Source organism: Streptomyces sp. NRRL F-2664, assembly GCF_000719345.1.
Taxonomy (GTDB): domain Bacteria; phylum Actinomycetota; class Actinomycetes; order Streptomycetales; family Streptomycetaceae; genus Streptomyces.
In genome coordinates, this window is record NZ_JOFX01000024.1 from 35,774 (window position 1) to 55,147 (window position 19,374).

22 protein-coding genes are annotated in these 19,374 nt (G+C 73.9%); 8 read left to right on the forward strand and 14 right to left on the reverse strand.

Annotation, left to right across the window (positions count from 1 at the left end; genetic code table 11):
* Window positions 1-52: 52 nt before the first annotated feature.
* Window positions 53-703: a TetR/AcrR family transcriptional regulator gene (locus tag IF89_RS0120975; protein WP_030770215.1), complete on the reverse strand. Its 651-nt coding sequence runs from the start codon at window positions 701-703 to the stop codon at window positions 53-55.
* Between the two features lie 86 nt (window positions 704-789).
* On the opposite strand from IF89_RS0120975, the gene IF89_RS0120980 reads away from it, so the two are divergent.
* From IF89_RS0120980 to IF89_RS0120990, 3 genes are all read left to right on the forward strand, one after another.
* The gene (locus IF89_RS0120980) at window positions 790-1,941 is read left to right on the forward strand and encodes an acyl-CoA dehydrogenase family protein (RefSeq protein WP_030770218.1); all 1,152 of its coding nucleotides are present in this window, start codon (window positions 790-792) and stop codon (window positions 1,939-1,941) included.
* Window positions 1,942-2,024: 83 nt separating this feature from the next.
* Window positions 2,025-2,312 (forward strand): YiaA/YiaB family inner membrane protein, encoded by a 288-nt coding sequence (locus IF89_RS0120985; protein WP_030770220.1) that lies wholly within the window; start codon window positions 2,025-2,027, stop codon window positions 2,310-2,312.
* Between the two features lie 96 nt (window positions 2,313-2,408).
* A complete protein-coding gene (locus IF89_RS0120990) occupies window positions 2,409-3,044 on the forward strand; it encodes a TetR/AcrR family transcriptional regulator (protein ID WP_030770223.1) in 636 nt (211 codons plus the stop codon).
* Here the strand turns inward: IF89_RS0120990 and IF89_RS0120995 are convergent.
* Window positions 3,035-3,496, reverse strand: coding sequence for a MaoC family dehydratase (locus IF89_RS0120995; RefSeq protein ID WP_030770226.1), 462 nt, complete (start codon window positions 3,494-3,496; stop codon window positions 3,035-3,037). The two genes, IF89_RS0120990 and IF89_RS0120995, sit on opposite strands and share 10 nt — an antisense overlap.
* Window positions 3,497-3,600: 104 nt before the next feature.
* Here IF89_RS0120995 and soxR point away from each other — a divergent pair, with 104 nt between their 5' ends.
* Entirely contained in the window at window positions 3,601-4,044 is a 444-nt protein-coding gene (gene soxR, locus IF89_RS0121000; protein WP_030770229.1) for a redox-sensitive transcriptional activator SoxR, read from the forward strand.
* 14 nt (window positions 4,045-4,058) lie between these two features.
* Here soxR and IF89_RS0121005 read toward each other — a convergent pair whose 3' ends face one another.
* The 4 genes from IF89_RS0121005 to IF89_RS0121020 all read right to left on the reverse strand — a co-directional run bounded on the left by IF89_RS0121005 (window position 4,059) and on the right by IF89_RS0121020 (window position 8,361).
* Complete coding sequence (locus IF89_RS0121005; protein ID WP_234327833.1) at window positions 4,059-4,925, reverse strand: 3-keto-5-aminohexanoate cleavage protein; 867 nt, start codon at window positions 4,923-4,925, stop codon at window positions 4,059-4,061.
* Between the two features lie 27 nt (window positions 4,926-4,952).
* Window positions 4,953-5,534, reverse strand: a complete 582-nt coding sequence (locus tag IF89_RS0121010) for a hypothetical protein (protein ID WP_030770236.1) — start codon at window positions 5,532-5,534, stop codon at window positions 4,953-4,955.
* A gap of 95 nt (window positions 5,535-5,629) precedes the next feature.
* The gene (locus IF89_RS0121015) at window positions 5,630-6,898 is read right to left on the reverse strand and encodes a serine-threonine protein kinase (RefSeq protein WP_234327834.1); all 1,269 of its coding nucleotides are present in this window, start codon (window positions 6,896-6,898) and stop codon (window positions 5,630-5,632) included.
* A 143-nt stretch (window positions 6,899-7,041) separates the two neighbouring features.
* A complete protein-coding gene (locus IF89_RS0121020) occupies window positions 7,042-8,361 on the reverse strand; it encodes an exo-beta-N-acetylmuramidase NamZ domain-containing protein (protein ID WP_030770241.1) in 1,320 nt (439 codons plus the stop codon).
* A gap of 101 nt (window positions 8,362-8,462) precedes the next feature.
* Between IF89_RS0121020 and IF89_RS0121025 the strand changes: the two genes are divergently transcribed.
* From IF89_RS0121025 to IF89_RS0121035, 3 genes are all read left to right on the forward strand, one after another.
* A complete protein-coding gene (locus IF89_RS0121025; RefSeq protein WP_030770243.1) occupies window positions 8,463-9,227 on the forward strand; it encodes an SDR family oxidoreductase in 765 nt (254 codons plus the stop codon).
* On the forward strand, window positions 9,212-10,993 hold the full coding sequence (locus IF89_RS0121030; protein ID WP_051807369.1) for an AMP-binding protein: 1,782 nt from the start codon (window positions 9,212-9,214) through the stop codon (window positions 10,991-10,993). The genes IF89_RS0121025 and IF89_RS0121030 overlap by 16 nt, the downstream gene beginning before the upstream one ends.
* 67 nt (window positions 10,994-11,060) lie before the next feature.
* Window positions 11,061-11,666 (forward strand): TetR/AcrR family transcriptional regulator, encoded by a 606-nt coding sequence (locus IF89_RS0121035; RefSeq protein WP_030770246.1) that lies wholly within the window; start codon window positions 11,061-11,063, stop codon window positions 11,664-11,666.
* A gap of 74 nt (window positions 11,667-11,740) precedes the next feature.
* Here the strand turns inward: IF89_RS0121035 and IF89_RS0121040 are convergent, their stop codons facing one another.
* The 7 genes from IF89_RS0121040 to IF89_RS0121070 form a co-directional block, all read right to left on the reverse strand.
* Window positions 11,741-12,973: an acyl-CoA dehydrogenase family protein gene (locus tag IF89_RS0121040; protein WP_030770248.1), complete on the reverse strand. Its 1,233-nt coding sequence runs from the start codon at window positions 12,971-12,973 to the stop codon at window positions 11,741-11,743.
* Window positions 12,974-12,983: 10 nt separating this feature from the next.
* Window positions 12,984-14,024, reverse strand: a complete 1,041-nt coding sequence (locus IF89_RS0121045; protein WP_030770250.1) for a phosphotransferase family protein — start codon at window positions 14,022-14,024, stop codon at window positions 12,984-12,986.
* Between the two features lie 123 nt (window positions 14,025-14,147).
* On the reverse strand, window positions 14,148-15,059 hold the full coding sequence (locus IF89_RS0121050; RefSeq protein ID WP_030770251.1) for an MBL fold metallo-hydrolase: 912 nt from the start codon (window positions 15,057-15,059) through the stop codon (window positions 14,148-14,150).
* 120 nt (window positions 15,060-15,179) lie between these two features.
* Window positions 15,180-15,476, reverse strand: coding sequence for a hypothetical protein (locus tag IF89_RS0121055; protein ID WP_030770253.1), 297 nt, complete (start codon window positions 15,474-15,476; stop codon window positions 15,180-15,182).
* 83 nt (window positions 15,477-15,559) lie between these two features.
* Window positions 15,560-15,877 (reverse strand): DUF202 domain-containing protein, encoded by a 318-nt coding sequence (locus tag IF89_RS0121060; protein WP_030770255.1) that lies wholly within the window; start codon window positions 15,875-15,877, stop codon window positions 15,560-15,562.
* Window positions 15,874-16,272 carry a YidH family protein gene (locus tag IF89_RS0121065; RefSeq protein ID WP_030770256.1) on the reverse strand — a complete coding sequence of 133 codons (399 nt, stop codon included), beginning with the start codon at window positions 16,270-16,272 and terminating at the stop codon, window positions 15,874-15,876. The genes IF89_RS0121060 and IF89_RS0121065 overlap by 4 nt, the downstream gene beginning before the upstream one ends.
* 9 nt (window positions 16,273-16,281) lie before the next feature.
* Complete coding sequence (locus IF89_RS0121070; RefSeq protein ID WP_030770258.1) at window positions 16,282-16,812, reverse strand: NUDIX hydrolase; 531 nt, start codon at window positions 16,810-16,812, stop codon at window positions 16,282-16,284.
* Between the two features lie 76 nt (window positions 16,813-16,888).
* Here IF89_RS0121070 and IF89_RS0121075 point away from each other — a divergent pair, with 76 nt between their 5' ends.
* Window positions 16,889-18,544, forward strand: a complete 1,656-nt coding sequence (locus IF89_RS0121075; RefSeq protein WP_030770260.1) for an FAD-binding dehydrogenase — start codon at window positions 16,889-16,891, stop codon at window positions 18,542-18,544.
* 70 nt (window positions 18,545-18,614) lie between these two features.
* On the opposite strand, the gene IF89_RS0121080 is transcribed toward IF89_RS0121075, so the two are convergent.
* Window positions 18,615-19,040, reverse strand: a complete 426-nt coding sequence (locus IF89_RS0121080) for an ASCH domain-containing protein (RefSeq protein ID WP_030770264.1) — start codon at window positions 19,038-19,040, stop codon at window positions 18,615-18,617.
* Window positions 19,041-19,374: the final 334 nt, after the last annotated feature.

Genomic DNA, 19,374 nt, shown 5'->3' on the forward strand with positions numbered 1-19,374 from the left:
GTTCCGGCGCGCCGCGGTCGCCGCAGTCGCCGCGGTCGCCGCGGTCCGCGGGTCAGGCGGGCCGTTCCGTGGGCCGCAGTGCCTCGTACTGGAGGGCCAGGCCGTCCAGCAGGGCCTCCAGGCCCGTCTCGAACGCCCCCTCGTCCACCTCGCGCTGCCGCTCGGCCAGCAGATGGGCCTGGCCCAGGTGCGGGTAGTCCGCCGGGTCGTACGCCGCCCGGTCGTCCACGAAACCCCGGGCGAAGGAACCCACCGCCGAGCCCAGGATGAAGTACCGCATCAGCGCGCCGATCCGGGTCGCCTGCGCCGCCGGCCATCCGGCTTGCGTCATCGCGCCGAAGACCGCGTCGGCCAGCCGCAGCCCCGCCGGACGGCGCCCGGGCCCCCGGGCCAGTACCGGCACGATGTTGGGGTGGTCCGCGAGGGCGTCCCGGTAGGAGTGCGCCCACGCGTGCAGGGCCGCACGCCAGTCCTGCCCGTCGTCGAACATCGACAGGTCGACGCGCGCGCTCACCGCGTCCGCCACCGCGTCCAGGATTTCGTCCTTCGTGCGGAAGTGGTTGTAGAGGGAGGGACCGCTCACCCCGAGCGCGGCCGCCAGCCGCCGGGTGGACACCGCCTCCAGCCCCTCCGCGTCGACCAGCACTCCGGCCGCCTCGACGATCCGGTCCCGGCTGAGAAGGGGCTTGCGCGGTCTGGCCATGCGCCACATAGTAGGGCCTGCCCTCAAAAACTACCGGTGCTAGTTAAATCCGCGCCGCCCACCCCCGCCCGCCCGAGGAGGTCCCGGTGAATCTTGAGCCGAGCGAGGAGCAGAGCGCCGTGCGCCGGCTCGCCCGCGAGTTCGCCGAGCGCGAGATCGTCCCGTACGCCGCCGCGTGGGACCGCGCCGAGAGCGTGGACCGCGCCGTCGTGAAGAAGCTCGGCGCCCTCGGCTTCCTGGGCCTGACCATCCCGGAGGAATACGGCGGCTCGGGTGGCGACCACCTCTCCTACGTCCTGGTCACCGAGGAGCTCGGCCGCGCCGACTCCGCCGTGCGCGGGATCGTCTCCGTCTCCCTCGGCCTGGTCGCCAAGACCGTTGCCGCCTGGGGCGACGAGGAGCAGAAGCGCACCTGGCTGCCCCGCCTGTGCTCCGGCGACGCGCTCGGCTGCTTCGGCCTGACCGAGCCCGGCACCGGCTCCGACGCCGCGAACCTCACCACCCGGGCCGTGCGCGAGGGGAACTCCTACGTCCTGCACGGGAACAAGATGTTCATCAGCAACGGCACCTGGGCCGATGTCGTGCTGCTCTTCGCCCGCACCGGCGAGGAGCCGGGCCACCGGGGGATCTCCGCCTTCCTCGTCCCCGCCGACACCCCCGGCCTGACGCGCCGCGAGGTCCACGGCAAGCTGGGTCTGCGCGGCCAGGCCACCGCCGAACTCGTCCTCGACGGCGTCCGCGTGCCCGCCTCCGCGCTGCTCGGCCCGGCGGGCAAGGGCTTCTCCGTGGCGATGTCCGCCCTGGCCAAGGGCCGCATGTCGGTCGCCGCCGGCTGCGTCGGCATCGCCCAGGCCGCCCTGGACGCGGCCGTGTCGTACGCGGCGCAGCGCGAGCAGTTCGGCAGGCCGATCGCCCACCACCAGCTGGTCCAGGAGCTCATCGCCGACATCGCGGTCGACGTGGACGCCGCCCGGCTGCTGACCTGGCGGGTCGCGGACCTGATCGACCGCGGGCGGCCCTTCGCCACCGAGTCCTCCACGGCCAAGCTCTTCGCGTCCGAGGCCGCCGTCCGCGCCGCGGGCAACGCCCTGCAGGTGCACGGCGGTTACGGATACATCGACGAGTACCCCACCGGCAAGCTGCTGCGGGACGCGCGCGTGGCGACCCTGTACGAGGGCACCAGCCAGATCCAGAAACTCCTCATCGGCCGCGCCCTCACCGGGGTCTCCGCCTTCTAGCGCGCCGCAGCGCCCGCGACTGAGTAGCGGGATGAGTACGCGTGCGGATGTGCCCCGCCCGGCCGCCGCCCGATGCTCGACGCATGAACGAGACACCGGTCAAGCAGCAGAGCACGGGGGCGTACTACGGACAGGCCGTCGCCTCCTTCGCCATCGCCCTCATCGCCGTGGCCGTGGGGATCTACCGCCTGGAGGCCGACGGCTGGGTCCGTGCGTTCCTCGGGATCGCGGTCCTCTACCTCACCACCTCCGCCTTCACCCTCGCCAAGGTGATCCGCGACCGTCAGGAGGTCACCCAGATCGTCAGCCGGGTCGACCAGGCCAGAATGGAGAAGATCATGGCCGAGTACGACCCCTTCGCACCGAAGTAGCCGCACGGGCCCGAGCGCCCGGCCCCGGATCGCTAAGCGCTTGCTCAGCTTCCCTGTAGGGTGTTCTCTCCCGAACGGTGAAGAGGTGAGTGAGCGATGGACAGCGCGGAGGACACGGCCGACGGCTACCGGCCGTGGTCCGAGGTCACCCCGGACGCCGCACGGAGGCTGCTCGTCGCCGCCGTCGACGCCTTCGCCGAGCGCGGCTACCACGCCACCACCACACGTGACATCGCGGGCCGCGCCGGCATGAGCCCGGCCGCTCTCTACATCCACTACAAGACCAAGGAAGAGCTGCTCCACCGGATCAGCCGGATCGGGCACGACAAGGCCCTCGACATCCTCACCACCGCCGCCGACGCCCCCGGCGGCGCGGCGGAGCGCCTCGACGCCGCCGTACGGTCCTTCGTGCGCTGGCACGCCGCGCACCACACCACCGCGCGGGTGGTCCAGTACGAGCTCGACGCCCTCGGCCCCGAGCACCGCTCCGAGATCGTGGCGCTGCGCCGGCGGAGCGACGCCGCAGTGCGCCGCATCCTCGCCGACGGGGTGGCGTCGGGCGAGTTCGACGTCCCCGACGTGCCGGGCACCACCCTCGCCGTGCTGTCGCTGTGCATCGACGTGGCCCGCTGGTTCAGCGCGGCAGGGCAGCGCACCCCCGACGAGGTCGGCGCACTCTACGCCGACCTCGTGCTCCGCATGGTGGGCGCGCGGCAGCGCCCTCAGAAGTAGTAGCGGGACACCGACTCCGCCACGCACACCGGCTTCTCGCCGCCCTCGCGTTCCACGGTCACCGTGGCCGTGACCTGTACGCCGCCGCCCGCCTCCGTGACCTCGGTGATCACGGCGGTGGCGCGCAGCCTGGAGCCGACCGGCACCGTCGCCGGGAAACGCACCTTGTTCGTGCCGTAGTTCAGACCCATCCGCATGCCCTCGACCCGCATCACCTGCGGCACCAGGCTGGGCAGCAGCGACAGCGTCAGATAGCCGTGGGCGATGGTCGATCCGAAGGGTCCGTCCGCCGCGCGCTCCGGGTCCACGTGGATCCACTGGTGGTCACCGGTGGCGTCCGCGAAGAGGTCGATCCGCTTCTGGTCCACCTCCAACCACCCGCTGGGACCGAGCGGTTCACCGATCCCGGCGTGCAGTTCCTCGGCGGACGTGAAGACCCTCGGCTCGGCCATGCCTGTTCCTGTCTCTCGCGGACCACTGACGGACGAATAAGCGCTTGCTCAGCATGCGGGGACCGTATGTGTATGTCAACGGACCTCCGACTACCCTCGGCCGGGTGCCGCAGATTCCCGAGAAAGTCCACGAGCTCACCGTCGGCCAGCTGTCCGCCCGTAGCGGCGCGGCCGTCTCCGCGCTCCACTTCTACGAGGCCAAGGGTCTGATCAGCAGCCGCCGCACCGCCGGCAACCAGCGCCGCTACACCCGCGACGCGCTGCGCCGGGTGGCCTTCGTCCGCGCCGCCCAGCGGGTTGGCATCCCGCTCGCCAGCATCCGCGAGGCGCTGGCCCAGCTCCCCGAGGAACGCACGCCCAACCGGGAGGACTGGGCCCGCCTGTCCGAGGCGTGGCGCACCGAACTCGACCAGCGGATCGGGCGGCTCGCCCGGCTGCGCGACCACCTGACGGACTGCATCGGCTGCGGCTGCCTCTCGATGGAGACCTGCGCCCTGTCCAACCCCGACGACGTCTTCGGCGAACGCCTCACCGGCTCCCGTCTCTGAGGGGCCGCGAGTCCTCACGACTCCAGCGACAGCAAGGCCCGGGCCGCCGAGACCAGTTCGGCGTTGGAGCGGGCCGGCCGCCCGTCCGGCAGGTGCAGTACGTCTCCGACTCCCGTGCGTGCGGCCGCGCCGCACCGGGCGGCCAGGCGGAGCGCCGGCCAGGCCGCCGCGTCACGCCCGAACAGCACCACCGCCGCCGGCGGCAGCCCCCGCAGCCCGCCCGGCAGGGCCGCCCCGGCCCCCGCCGCGCCTCCGGCCCGCGTCCCCGCCCCTACACCCGACCCGGCTCCCGCCCCGGCCCCCGACCCGGTCGAGGCTCCGGCCCCTGCGCCCGCCCCCGCGTCGGCCGTCCGCGCCTCCGGCGTCCCCGCGGCGACCTCGGCGGCCACCCGCACTCGGCCGCCGCCGCCCGGAGCGCCGTCGAGCCCCCGGCCCGGACCCCGTACCAGCCAGCCCCGCAGCCGCTCCAGGGCCCTGGGCCCGGCCGGACCCCCCAGCAGCACCACCGCGTCCACCGCGACGCCCCGCTCCAGCAGCGCCTGCGCGAGGTCGCCCGCCCCCGGTTCCGCGAAGTGCACCAGCGCGCGGTCGGGCAGCACCGTCCACGCGCCGACCCGCGTCAGCCGCCCCGCCGGATCCGGCTCGGCCGCGATGCTCGCCGGGACCGTCAGCGGTACGCCCACTCCCGCGCTCCGCAGCAACTCCAGCACCGGCCCGACCACCCGGGGCGAGAGGCTCTCCCGCCCGCACGGCGTCCGCGGGTGCACCAGTACCTCGCCCGCCCCGGCCGCGACCGCCCGTAGGGCCGACTCGGCCAGGTCCTGCGGTGAGAGGGGAACGGCGGGCCCGTCGGCGGCGCTGCGCGACCCGTTGACCGACACCACCGGCGTCCGTCCGGTCCGCACCGCTCACGCCGCGCCCGCTGCGGGGAACTCCGCCAGGGCCGGTCTCGGCACCACGATCCCGCAGCCCGCGCACACCGGCCCGTCCCAGGACAGCGCCCCCGCCCAGGGGCCCACCGGAGCCACCTCCGGCCACCGCAGTTCGGTGTCCCCGCAGACCGGGCACCCCGTCCCCGGCTCCGACTCCAGCGCCCGGACCAGCCGCCGCAGCACCTCGCCCAGCGCCCCCTCCGGCCGCACCCCCGGATCCGCGCAGCGCACCACCGCGTCGCCGCTGCCGCCCCACGCCCACTCCGGCCGGCGCAGGCCGTCGTGCTTCTCCCTCCGGCGCCGCTCCGCGAACTGGCGCTCGTACTCCAGCCAGACCGTCCGCGCGTCCTCCAGCTCCTCCAGCGCGGCCACCAGCCGCAGGGGGTCCGCCCCCCGGTCCTCGGGGGCGATCCCGTGCCGGTCGCACAGGTGCCACCAGGTCGCCCGGTGCCCGTAGGGCGCGAACCGCTCCAGGCAGCGGCGCAGCGAGTGGCGCCGCAGGGCCCGGTCATTGCGTGCGTCACGCACCTGATGGGCCAGACTCCGGAATCCCGCCATCACACCATCACCTCCGCCGATGTGCCCAACATGCCCGGTAGGGGGCGGGCGCATGCGGGGGCGGACGAGGCGTGCCGGTGGCACATGGCCGGAAGTCAGCGCCCCATGCGTCCCGCCGACACCACCAGCCGGGCCAGTTCCGCATGGCAGATGTCGCTGTGCGCCCCCGAGGGGGCGCCGCCGCGCCGCACCACGGAGCCCGCGTCCACGCTGACGCAGCCGGCCGCGGGCACCCCCTCGCGCAGGGCCGCGTCGAGGCTCAACCGCACCGCGCCCGGCACGGCGCGGACCCCGTCGTGCCCGATCGCGCCCCACCGTTCGTCGAAGCCGAGCAGTCCGGCCGAATCACCCGCCATTCGGGATGCCAGCGGGTAGAAGACCTTGAGTGCGGAGTCGTGTGGGGAGTGGCAGGCCACCACCGGTCCGTCGACCTTCTGGTGGAGGCCGCGCAGCGCCCCGCCGCGCCCCTTGTCGTGCGGCAGCCGGTCGGCGAACGCGTAGTGCGAGAAAGCCCCCTGGAGCAGGGTCATCGAACGGATGTACCGGGCTCCGTCCGGCACCGCGCGCAGCGAGAACGACACCACCCGCGCCCCGAAGCTGTGCCCTACGAGGTGGAACCGGAGCGCCGGACGGCCCGCCGCCAGCTGCGCGAGGACCGGCCCCAGCCCCCGCTCGCCGACCACCCCCGCCCGCTTCTTCATCTTGTAGTACGTCGCCTGCCGCAGCAGTTCCTTGGCGCCGCCCCACAGACCCCGCAGGCCCCCGCCGACCGTGAACCCCGCACTCCCGGCGCCGGCGGCCACCGCCCCGGCCCCCGCCCTCGCCAGGGCGAGCGAGAGCGCCCGGCAGACCTCCAGCACGTCGTCCGCGAAGATCGCGGGAACCGCCGACGCGGCCACCGCGTGCACCGTGTCCACCCCGGCCAGCTCCCGTACGAGCGCACCGAACTCGATGAAGGCGGCGGCCGACTCCGGTTGCTCCGCCAGTAGTTCGGCCAGCCGGTCCAGCTCCGCGCGCCGCCCCGGCCAGAACTCCCCGAGCGCCTGCCGGGTGAGGGGGTCGAGCGCGCAGCCGTAGCCGGGTCCGGGAAGGGCGCCCGGGGCCTCGAAGTCGGGTATGGGCTCGTCGGAGAAGCGTATCGAGGGCCATACGACACCCACGTACCCCAGCCGCACCCCCGTCCCCACCAGTGCGGGGAACGGCGCGAAGAACCGGTCGTAGAGCCGGTTCGACGTGGACCGGTCACTGTTCCAGCCGTGCGCGAAGACCAGTACGTCCGTGGCCTCCATCCGGGCGACCGCTTCCTGCGTCGCGCGGTCCACGTCCCCTTCGGAGTCGAAGGTCAGCTCCGCGTACGGTCCCACCCCGACTCCGGTCCCCGTCCCGGTACCGATACCCGATCCGCCACCCACGCCCGCCATGACGCCCCCCTCCACGCCGTGCCTCCGGTGCGCCCAGCATCCTGCTGCGGCGCCCTTCCGGCCAGCCCCCCGGCGCGGCCGCCGCCTCAGGGGTAGAGCAGGTACCGTGCGCGCACCGCCTCGAAGCGGGCGAGCCCCGCCGCCCAGTCGCCCGCGACTTCCTCCACCCCGGCCCCCGCGTCCACCAGCTTCCGCACCCGGTCCGAGCCGGTCAGCCGGTCGATCCAGTGGTCCGCCCGCCAGCCGAAGCCGCTCCACACCCGGCGCGCGGTGACCAGCAGGGCGATGCCGGCCCGCACGGGGTCGAAGGCCTCCCGGTCGTGCACGATCAGCCGGACCCCGCCGCACACCTTCCCCGCGTGCTTGGAGAAGGACGGCGTGAAGTACGCCTCCCGGAACCACACCCCGGGCAGCCCCAGCCCGTTCGCCGCCTCGGCCCACCGCCGGTCGATCCCCTCCGCCCCCAGCACCTCGAACGGGGTGGTCGTCCCGCGCCCCTCCGAGAGGTTCGTCCCCTCGAAGAGGCAGGTCCCGGCGTACGCGAGAGCCGTGTCCGGCGTCGGCATGTTCGGGCTCGGCGGCACCCACGGCAGACCGGTCTGCCCGAAGAACGCCCCGCGCCGCCACCCGGTCATCGCCACCGTGGTCAGCCTCACCGGGGCGGCGCCCAGGAACTCGCCGTTGAAGAGCCGCGCCAGCTCGGCCGCCGTCATCCCGTGCGCGAGAGCGATCGGCTCGCGGCCCACGAAGCTCGCGTACGGCCGCTCCAGCACCGGTCCCGCGGCCCGCCGGCCGCCCACCGGGTTGGGCCGGTCCAGCACCACCACCGCCTTCCCGGCGAGGGCGGCCGCGCGCATGCAGTCGTAGAGGGTCCAGATGTAGGTGTAGAAGCGCGCCCCGACGTCCTGGATGTCGAAGACGACGGTGTCGATGCCGGCCGCCGTGAACACGTCGGCGAGCCGCTGCCCGCTCGTGTCGTAGGTGTCGTACACGGGCAGTCCCGTCGCCGGGTCCCGCGAGGCCCCCTCGGACCCCCCGGCCTGCGCCGTCCCGCGGAAGCCGTGCTCGGGTCCGAACACCGCGACGAGGTCGACCCGTTCGTCCGCGTGCAGTACGTCGACCAGGTGGCGGGCGTCCGCGGTGATCCCGGTGGGGTTGGTGACCACCCCCACCTTCTGCCCGGCCAGCACGGCGTACCCGTCCGCGGCGAGCCGCTCGAAGCCGGTACGCACCCGCCCCGCCGGACGCGGCGAGGCCGTGCCCGCGGTGCCCACCGCTCCGGCGGTACCCGCCCCGGCCGCGGTGCCCGCCGCCCCCGCGGTCGTCGTCGTTCCCGACGCGCCCACCGCGGCCGCCGCACCCATGGCCCCCGCCAGCCCCAGCACCCCGCGTCGCGACAGCGTCATCCCGCCACGCTAAGCAGCGCGGCCCTTCCGCCCTCACATACCGACCGGTTAGTCTGCCCGGATCCGCCATCCGGCGGTGGCCGCACGAGAGGTGTGATCCCGTGAACGCGTACCAGGACCAGCGAGTCGTCGTCACCGGTGCGGGCGGCGGCATCGGCGCCGCACTCGCCCAGCGCTTCGCGGCCGAAGGCGCCACCGTGGTCGTCAACGACGTCGACCCCGCCCGGGCAGCCGCCGTGGCCGCCGGGATCGGCCCCCGGGCGATCCCGCTCCCGGGCGACGCCTCGCAGATCGTGGCCGAGGCGCGCGAGGCCCTCGGTGGGACGGTCGACGTCTACTGCGCCAACGCCGGACTCGCCTCCGGCGGCGACGCCGGCGCCGACGAGGGCGTCTGGGAGGCGGCCTGGAACGTCAACGTGATGGCCCACGTCCGCGCCGCCCGGCTGCTGCTGCCCGACTGGCTGGAGCGGGGGAGCGGCCGCTTCGTGTCCACCGTCTCCGCCGCGGGACTGCTGAGCATGATCGGCGCGGCCCCGTACAGTGTCACCAAGCACGGCGCGCTCGCCTTCGCCGAATGGCTGTCGCTGACCTACCGGCACCGCGGTGTCCAGGTCCACGCCATCTGCCCGCAAGGAGTACGCACCGACATGCTGACCGCCGCCGGCTCCGCGGGCGCACTCGTCCTCGCACCGACCGCGATCGAGCCGGAAGCGGTGGCGGACACGCTGTTCGACGGCATGGAGAAGGGCCGCTTCTTGATCCTCCCGCACCCCGAGGTCGCCGACTACTACGCGGTCCGCGCCACCGACCCGGACCGCTGGCTGAGCGGCATGAACCACCTCCAGCAGACATGGGAGACCAGGTGACCTCCGGCTCCGGCACCGGCTCAGCCTCCGCGTCCGCCTCCCGCCCCTGGCTGGGCCTGCTCGCCCCGGTCCAGCGGGCACCCGTCACACCGCCGCCCACCGTGCTGCACGCCTTCCGGGAGGCCGTGGCCCGCGCCCCCGGACGCGCCGCGCTCGCCTACTTCGACGGCCGGATCGGATACGCCGAGGCAGACGCGCTCTCCGACTCCGTCGCCGGCCACCTCGCGGCGCGCGGCGTCCGCCGCGGCGACCGGGTCGCCGTCATGCTCCAGAACACCCCCCACTTCGTCCTGGCCGTCCTCGCCGCCTGGAAGACCGGGGCCGTCGTCGTCCCCCTCAACCCCATGTACAAGTCCGGCGAGGTCGGCCACGTCCTGCACGACTCCGGCGCCGCCGCGCTCGTCTGCGACGGCAGCGCATGGGAGGCGTACCTGCGGGAGGCCGTCCGGGGCAGCGCCGTGCGCAGTGTCCTGACCGCCTCCGACCGCGACTTCCAGACCCGCAACGACCCGCGGATCTTCGCGGCCCTGCCTGGGGCCCCCGCCCCGGTGCCGCCGTCCATACCGCACCAGCAGACCGCGCCCGCGGACGCAGGAGCCGGACCCGCAGCCGCGACCGCCGGACCGGACGGCGGCCCGCCGCACACCGCCGACCTCGCCACCGTCGCCCGCCGGGGCCACCGCGCCCCGGACGGCCCCGCCCCCACCGCCGCCGACACCGCCCTGATCAGCTACACCTCGGGGACCAGCGGCACCCCCAAGGGCGCCATGAACCCGCACGGCGCGCTCACCTACAACGCCGTGCGACAGGTCACCTCCCACCCCGTCCCCGAGGGCGCCGGCTACTTCGCCCTCGCACCCCTCTTCCACATCACCGGCATGGTCTGCGAACTGGCCGCCTGCTTCGTCAACGCCGGCACCCTCGTCCTCGCCCACCGCTTCGACGCCGGCGCCGTCCTCGACGCCTTCCTGGAACACCGCCCCGCCTACACCGTCGGCCCGGCCACCGCCTTCATGGCCCTCGCCGCCCACCCCGCCGTCACCCCGGGCCACTTCGCGTCCTTCCAGGTGGTCTCCTCCGGCGGCGCCCCCCTGCCGCCCGCGCTCGTCGAACGCCTTCGCACCGCCTTCGGTTTCTACCTGCGCAACGGCTACGGCCTCACCGAGTGCACCGCCCCCTGCGCCACCGTGCCCGTGCACCTCGAAGCCCCGGTCGACCCCGCCTCCGGCACCCTCTCCGTGGGCCTGCCCGGCGCCGACACGATCGTCCGCATCCTCGACGAGCAGGGGGCCGAACTGCCCCTCGGCCGGACCGGCGAGATCGCCGTACGCGGCCCCCAGGTCGTGCCCGGCTACTGGAACCTGCCCGACGAAACGGCGGAGGCCTTCCCGGACGGCGAACTGCGCACCGGCGACGTCGGCTTCATGGACCCCGACGGCTGGCTCTACGTCGTCGACCGCAAGAAGGACATGATCAACGCCTCGGGTTTCAAGGTCTGGCCCCGCGAGGTCGAGGACGTGCTCTACACCCACCCCGCCGTCCGCGAGGCCGCGGTCGTCGGCGTCCCCGACCCGTACCGCGGGGAGAGCGTCAAGGCGTACGTGAGCCTGCGCCCGGGCGCACCCGCCGAGCCCGACGAGCTGTCCGCCTACTGCGCCGAGCGCCTCGCCGCGTACAAATACCCGCGCCAGGTCGAGATCCTGCCTGTCCTTCCGAAGACGACCAGTGGCAAGATCCTGCGACGGGAACTGCGCGACCGCGGCTGAAAACAGTCGGAGGGTCGTACAGCTGGTCGCAGCGACCAGGCAGAACGAGAAGAGGAAGGTCAGCACCATGGCGGCCAGGACAACGGAACCCGCAGGCACGTACGAAGCCCCGGTACCGCAGCGGCTGCTGGCCGTCGCCACCCGGTTGTTCGCCGAGCGCGGCTACGACCGCACGTCCGTCCAGGAGATCGTGGAGGCGGCCGGGGTCACCAAGGGGGCGCTCTACCACTACTTCGGGTCCAAGGACGACCTGCTGCACGAGGTGTACGCGCGGATGCTGCGCCTGCAGCAGCAGCGCCTCGACGCGGTGGCCGCCTCCGACGCCCCCGTCGAGGAACGCCTGCGGGCCGCGGCCGCCGACGTGGTCGTCACCACCATCGAGAACCTCGACGACGCCATGATCTTCTTCCGCTCGATGCACCAGCTCAGCCCCGAGAAGTACAAGCAGGTCCGGGCGGAACGCCGGCGCTACCACGAGCGGTTCCGGGCGCTGATCGAGGAGGGTCAGCGGACCGGCGTGTTCTCCACCGCCACCCCCGCCGACCTGGTGGTGGACTACCACTTCGGGTCCGTGCACCACCTGTCCACCTGGTACCGGGCGGACGGCCCGCTCACGCCGCAGCAGGTCGCCGACCACCTCGCGGACCTGCTGCTGCGGGCCCTGCGGCCCTGACGATCGGGGACCGGCGGGCGGCCGCCCGCCGAGGCCGGGCCCGCTCCGGGGCCCGGGACCCGCTCCTGCGGAAGCTACATGTACCTCTTCAGCTCCCGACGGGCCAGGGACCGCTGGTGCACCTCGTCCGGACCGTCGGCCAGCCGCAGGGTCCGCGCCGCCGCCCACAGCTCGGCCAGCGGGAAGTCCTGGCTGACCCCGCCCGCACCGTGCAGCTGCACCGCGTCGTCGAGGATCCGCACCACCGCCCGCGGGGTCGCGATCTTGATGGCCTGGATCTCAGTGTGAGCCCCCCGGTTGCCGACCGTGTCCATCAGCCAGGCCGTCTTCAGTACCAGCAGCCGCAGCTGCTCCACCGTGACGCGGGCGTCGGCGATCCAGTTCTGCACCACGCCCTGCGCGGCCAACGGCCTGCCGAAGGCGGTGCGCTCCACTGCACGCCGGCACATGAGCTCGATGGCACGCTCCGCCATCCCGATCAGCCGCATGCAGTGGTGGATGCGGCCCGGGCCGAGCCGCGCCTGGGCGATGGCGAAGCCGCCGCCCTCCTCGCCGATCAGGTTCGCCGCCGGGACCCGTACCCCGTCGAACACCACCTCCGCGTGACCGCCGTGGTCGTGGTCCTCGTACCCGTACACCGTCATGGCCCGGCGCACCTCGACACCGGGGGTGTCCCGCGGGACCAGCACCATCGACTGCTGGCGGCGCGGGTCGGCGCCGTCCGGGTCGGTCTTGCCCATCACGATGAAGACCGCGCAGTCCGGATTCATGGCACCGGAGATGAACCACTTGCGACCGGTGATCACATACTCGTCGCCCACCCGCTCGATCCGGGTCTCGACGTTCGTCGCGTCCGACGAGGCCACCTCGGGCTCCGTCATCGCGAACGCCGAGCGGATCACGCCCTCCAGCAGCGGGCCCAGCCACTGCTTCTTCTGCTCCTCGCTCCCGAACTGGGCGAGCAGCTCCATGTTCCCGGTGTCGGGGGCCGCACAGTTCGTCGCCATGGGAGCCAGGTGCGGGCTGCGGCCGGTGATCTCGGCGAGCGGCGCGTACTGGAGGTTGGTCAGCCCCGCCCCCGGCCCGTCGCCCGGCAGGCCGTGCGGGTCCACGAAGAAGAGGTTCCACAGGCCCTGGCGGCGCGCCTCGGCCTTCAGTTCACCGAAGACGGCCGGGGTGTCCCAGGGAGAGGCCAGCCGTGCGCGCTGCTCGGCGGCAACGGGCTCCGCCGGGTGCACGTACTCCTCCATGAACGCGAGCAGGCGCTCGCGCAGTTCCTCGGTCCGGGCGTCGAATGCGAAGTCCATGCCGGGTCCCTCAGCCTTCCTGCAGTTCCTGGAAAGTGGTCAGTCCGTGCTCGATGAAGACGGGAACCAGGTCGCCGATCCGGTCGAAGCCGGCGCCCACGGTCTGCCCGAGCGTGTAGCGGTAGTGGATGCCCTCCAGGATCACCGCGAGCTTGAACCAGGCGAAGGCCGTGTACCAGGCGATGGCCCCGGTGTCCCGCCCCGACCGGGCGGCGTACCGCTCGACCAGCTCGGCGGGCGCCGGATGGCCCGGGGCCCCGCTCGTCGTGCTGACCGGCGATGCGGTCGGCCCCAGGTCGGAGCTGTACATCACCAGCAGCCCGAGATCGGTCAGCGGATCCCCGAGCGTGGACATCTCCCAGTCCAGCACCGCCCGGATCGAGTGGTCCGGGCCGCCGATCAGGACGTTGTCCAGCCGGTAGTCGCCGTGCACCACCGTCGGGGCGGGGGAGTGGGGCAGGCGGCGGCCCAGGGCGGCGTGCAGTTCGTCGATCCCGGCGAGCTCGCGCCCCCGGGACGCCGCGAGCTGCTTGCCCCAGCGCCGCAACTGCCGGTCGAGGAAGCCCTCGGGCCGGCCGAAGTCGCCCAGGCCCACCGCCCCCGGGTCCACCGCGTGCAGCTCGACCAGCGTGTCCACCAGTCCCAGCACCGCCTGCCGGGTGCGCTCCGGGCCGATCGCCGCGAGCTCTCCGGCCGTGCGGTACGGCACCCCGTCCACGTACTCCATGACGTAGAACGGCGCCCCGAGCACGGCCTCGTCCTCGCACAGCAGCACCGGCTCCGGCACCGGCACCGCCGTCCCGTGCAGGGCCGCGATGACCCGGTGCTCGCGGCGCATGTCGTGGGCGGTGGCCAGTACATGGCCCAGCGGCGGCCGGCGCACCACCCAGCGGGCGGTCCCGTCGGTCACCTCGTACGTGAGGTTCGACCGGCCCCCCTCGATCAGCCGGCCGCGCAGCGCACCGGCCACGAGCCCGGGGCGGGCCCGGTCCAGATGGCCGCGCAGCCGCTCCAGGTCCAGGCCTCGGGGATCGGCCGGGGCTGAGGTCATGGCGCGCACCTTTCGTGCGAGGGTCGAGGAAAGCAGCGGCGGTGCGTCGCGTGCACCACCGCACCGTCATCATGCCGACCAGTCGGTATGCCGTCCAGAGGGCGGGCCGAAAGAACCCCGGCCCTATGCGTGGCAGAGGATCGGCGTACCGCCGTTCATCAGCGTCATGTCCGTCAGGACCGCCAGGAGGTCCAGCGGAGAACCCTCCGGCTCGCCGGCCAGCTCCGCGTACGCCCGGTGCACGTTCGCCACGAGCCGCTCGCTCTCCCGCCACGCCGCGAACTCGCCGAGGTCGGCCCGTCGGGCCACCTCCAGCGGTGCCAGCCCCTTGGCGTACCCGTCCCCGGCGAGCTGCGCCACGTACCGCAGGTAGCGCTCGGTGGAGTCGTAGGCCGACGGGTCGGTCAGCGGCCCGTGGCCCGGTACGACGGTCTCGGTGTCCAGCGTGCGCAGCAGGTCCAGGGCCCGCAGGGAGCCGGCCAGTGAGCCCATCGCCAGGAACGGCGTACCCCCGGCGAAGACCAGGTCCCCGGTGAAGACCACCCGCTGCGCGGGCAGCCAGACGACCGAGTCCCCGGTGGTGTGCGCGACGCCCGGGTGGACGATCCGGACCTCGGTCGCGCCCACGTGCACAGTCGCCCGGTCGCCGTAGGTGAGGTCCGGGGCGGTGATGTCGACCGCCCCGAAGTCCGTGCCGGGCCAGATCATCTCCAGCTGGTGCCCGGCGGCGAGCTGCTCGGCCCGCGCGTTCTCGTGCCCGAGGACCAGCGCCTCGGGGGTGAAGACGGAGTTGCCGTAGGTGTGGTCGCCGTGGTGGTGGGTGTTCACCACCGTCCGGGGGAGCGGCACCCCGGCCGCCGCGACGGCCTCGCGCAGCGCCAGGGCGCGGCGCTCGGTGGCGGCGGTGTCGACGAGCAGGGTCCGGCCGCCGTCGCTGACGAAGCCGGCGTTGTTCAGGCACCAGCCGCCGTCGGGCTGCACGTAGGCGTGCACCCCCGGCGCGGGCCGGACGAGGTACGGGTCGTCGACGGGCAACAGCGCTCTCCCCGGGTCGCGGTGACGGGCAGTCGGCATCCTGCCGGCTGCCGCCGTGCCGGGGGAGGGCGGGTCGCCGCCCCGACCGGCTCCCGGGGAGCGGGTCGGGGGCGGCGCCGCTCAGTGGTCGTCGTAGTGCCCGTCGTGCTCGGCGTGCCGGTGCCCGTCGTGCAGGTAGTCGACGTGGTCGCCGTGCGGGACCGCCTCGTGCCCGCAGTCCGTGCCGTGCGCGTGTGCGTGGCCCTCGTGGGCCGTGTGCCCGGCCGGCTCGCACTCGTCCCAGTGCCCCGAGTGCTTCCGGTGCAGGTGGCCGTCGTGCGCGTAGTCGACGTGGTCGCCGTGCGGCACCGCCCGGTGACCGCAGTCCGCGCCGTGGACGTGCTCGTGCGTGGGGTGTTCGTGGTGGAGGGTCGTCATGGCGACGAGAGTAGTCCGAATGATCGGCTATCGCCCGTTGTGTCCGGACCTGTAGCGGGAAGTAGGACGATCCGGTCGGCGGATCAGAGGATGACCGCCATCGCGAAGACCGCCAGTGCCACGGTGCACGCCACCACGGCCAGCGCCGACCGGGGTGCCAGCCCGGGCGGCCGGCCGGTCGCCAGCGCCCGGATCCGGCGGTGCGCCACTCCCAGGAACACCAGCCAGAGCAGCACGATCACCGCAGCCCCGGCCACCTCCGCCGACGAACCGGACCCGCGCAGCGCCTGCCGCAGCGCCAGCACCGCCACCACCGAGGACGCCAGCGTCGTACGCCGCCACGCGAGCCGGGTCCGCTCGGGCTGCAGCCCGGCGTCGCGGTCCGTGCCCGCCGCGCTCACCGGCCCGACGTCCAGCCCAGCAGCGACACCACCACCATCGCCACCGCCACCAGCCCCACACCGAGGCTCAGCACCACCGGGAACCGTGACAGCGGCAGGTCCTCGTGCCGCCGCATCGCCCGCTCGCAGCGCACCCAGTGGTTCACCGCCCGCAGCGCACAGGCCGCACCCACGGCCAGCAGGGCGAAGGCCATCCCGACGCGCACCCCCCATCGCAGGTCGGGCAGGAACTGCTCGACGGCGAAACCGCCGCCGACCAGGGCCAGGGCGGTGCGGATCCAGGCGAGGAACGTGCGCTCGTTGGCCAGCGAGAAGCGGTAGTCGGGGGTGTCGCCCTCGTCCTTCAGCCGCGACGGCGCGAACCACAGGCGTACGTCCTTGACGAAGTCGATCACCCGATCAATCTACTGGCGGGGCTCCGGACGCGCGCGCAGCCGCCGGTAGGCCTCCAGCCCGTCCGGCACCCACGGCCAGTCCCCGGCCCCGACCCGCCGGTCCAGCTCCTCCCGCGTGAGGAAGGCGTGCCAGTCCACCTCCGAGACCTGGGGGGACACCGACAGTTCGCACCGCACCTCGTACACGCAGGACCACCAGGCTCCGCCCGGGCCCTCGTACAGGAACTTGAACAGCGGCTCCGGCCGGGGAAGCCCCCGCACCCCCAGCTCCTCCTCGGCCTCCCTCAGCGCGGCCCGCGCGTAGGTCTCGCCGGCGCCGAGCACCCCGCCGACGAACATGTCGTAGTGCGAGGGGAAGACGAGCTTCGACGCCGTGCGCCGGTGCACGAAGATCCGGTCCTCGGCGTCCCTGGCCAGCACGAACACGCAGCGGTGGATCAGCCCGCGGGCGTAGACCTCGCCGCGCCGGGCCTGCCCGGTGACCCGGTCGTCCCGGTCCACCACGTCCAGCACTTCATCAGCGGCACTCACGAGGTCCATCCAACCACCGCTGTTGACGGGTTACCGCTCCGTAGCAAAGGATCTGCCCCACCAGCGACGGAGGACGGGTACCCGCATGACGTACGACGCAGACGTGATCGTGATCGGAGCCGGGCTCGCGGGCCTCGTGGCCACTGCCGAGCTCGTCGACGCGGGCCGCAAGGTCATCCTGCTCGACCAGGAGCCGGAGCAGTCCATCGGGGGCCAGGCGCACTGGTCCTTCGGCGGCCTCTTCTTCGTGGACTCGCCCGAGCAGCGCCGGATGCGGATCAAGGACAGCCGGGCGCTCGCCCTCCAGGACTGGCGGGGCACCGCCGGGTTCGACCGCGAGGAGGACGCCTGGCCGCGCCGCTGGGCCGAGGCCTACGTCGACTTCGCGGCCGGCGAGAAGCGCCCCTGGCTGCACCGGCAGGGCGTCCGCTTCTTCCCCGTCGTCGGCTGGGCGGAGCGCGGCGGCTACGACGCGGGAGGCCCCGGCAACTCCGTGCCCCGCTTCCACATCACCTGGGGCACCGGCCCCGGCCTGGTGGCGCCGTTCGAACGCCGGGTCCGGGAGGGAGTGGCCCGCGGCCTGGTCCGCCTGGCGTTCCGCCACCGGGTGACCGGACTGTCCGCCACCGCCGGCGCGGTGGACACCGTGACCGGTGAGGTCCTGGAGCCCTCCGACGCCGTACGCGGCACCGCCAGCAGTCGCGAGGCCATCGGAACCTTCTCCCTGCGGGCCCAGGCCGTGATCGTCACCAGCGGCGGCATCGGCGGCAACCACGACCTCGTGCGCGCCCAGTGGCCCGCCCGGCTGGGCACCCCGCCCGAGCGCATGCTCTCCGGGGTTCCCGCCCACGTCGACGGCCTGATGCTGGGCATCGCGGAGGCCGCGGGCGCCAGCCACATCAACAAGGACCGGATGTGGCACTACACCGAGGGCATCGGGAACTGGGACCCGATCTGGGCCCGGCACGGGATCCGCATCCTGCCCGGGCCGTCCCCGCTGTGGCTGGACGCCACGGGCCGGAGGCTGCCCGTACCGCTCTTCCCCGGCTTCGACACCCTCGGGACGCTCGACCACATCATGAGGACGGGCCACGACCACACCTGGTTCGTGCTCAACCAGCGCATCATCGGCAAGGAGTTCGCCCTCTCCGGCTCCGAGCAGAACCCGGACCTGACCGGCAAGTCGGTACGCGACGTCATCACGCGGGCCCGCCAGGCCGTACCCGGCCCGGTCAAGGCCTTCATGGACCGCGGCGCCGACTTCGTCGTCGAGCGCGACCTCTCCGCCCTCGTGCGCGGCATGAACGCCGTGACGAAGGAGGACCTGCTCGACGAGGGCGCCGTCCGACACGCGATCGTGGCCCGCGACCGGGAGATCGCCAACCCCTTCACCAAGGACCTGCAGGTGACGGCCATCCACGGGGCCCGCCGGTACCTCGGTGACAAGCTGATCCGCACCGCCGCCCCGCACCGGATCCTCGATCCCGCGGCCGGTCCGCTGATCGCGGTACGGCTCTCCATCCTGACCCGCAAGTCCCTGGGCGGGCTGGAGACCGACCTGTCCTCCCGGGTCCTGACCGGGACGGGCGAACCGCTGGCGGGCGTCTACGCCGCGGGCGAGGCGGCCGGATTCGGCGGGGGCGGGGTCCACGGCTACCGGGCCCTGGAGGGCACCTTCCTCGGCGGCTGCATCTTCTCCGGCCGCGCGGCGGGGCGGGCCGCGGCGCAGGCGGTCGGCTGAGACACGGCCCGCGGCGGCCGGCCCCGCGGCGGCCGGCCCCGCGGCGGGTCGGGACCGGCTGCCGGAGGCGTCAGGCCAGGCGCTCGGCGACCCGGAACCGCTCCGCCACGACGAGGGTGTCGTCATCGACCGTGAACCCCGGGTCCCCGATCACCGTGCGCACCGGCTCGCTGTGCCAGAACTCCTCGTGGGCCCTGCGCCATTCGGCCACCGAGGTGTGGCCCTCCCCCTCGTCGACCGCGTGCTCCAGCCCCACGTCGCCGAGCCGCAGCACCTCCACGGAGGTGACCTCCACCACGGCCACCCCGCGCTCGTCGGAGTCCACGAGCAGGGACCGTGTGCCGGGCTCCGGCAGCGGTTCCCGCTCGGCCTCGTACTCCGCGAGGAGCCCGGTGGTGCTGGTCTTCGCCCCGCCCAGCACGGCGGCGACCAACTGATCGCGGAGCGGACCCGGAAACCCCAGCAGGTACGGGGGAAGATCGTCATATGCAGTCATACGGCCACCTTAGAACGCCGGCCGCGGCGGGCCGCAATGCCCAGCGGCCGCCCAACTGACACGGGCGCCCGACCAGTTGAAACCCGCCACGCAGTGGACTGGACCTTGACTCGGAGCTGCGCCTACCGCTTTGCTGTGCGTGATCACCGGAGTGCTCACCGGAGTTCCGTCGGAACCCCGAGCCCCGGCGCTCCACCGCACCCCCCTCCGTGCTCCACGCAATCCACCGGAGCCCGGCACAGCGCACCGCCCACAGCTCCACGCCCCCGCTCCACCGGCACGACCCCCGAGCCCCACGGCCGGCCGGACCGCGCGCGTGCACCCTGCGCGCGCG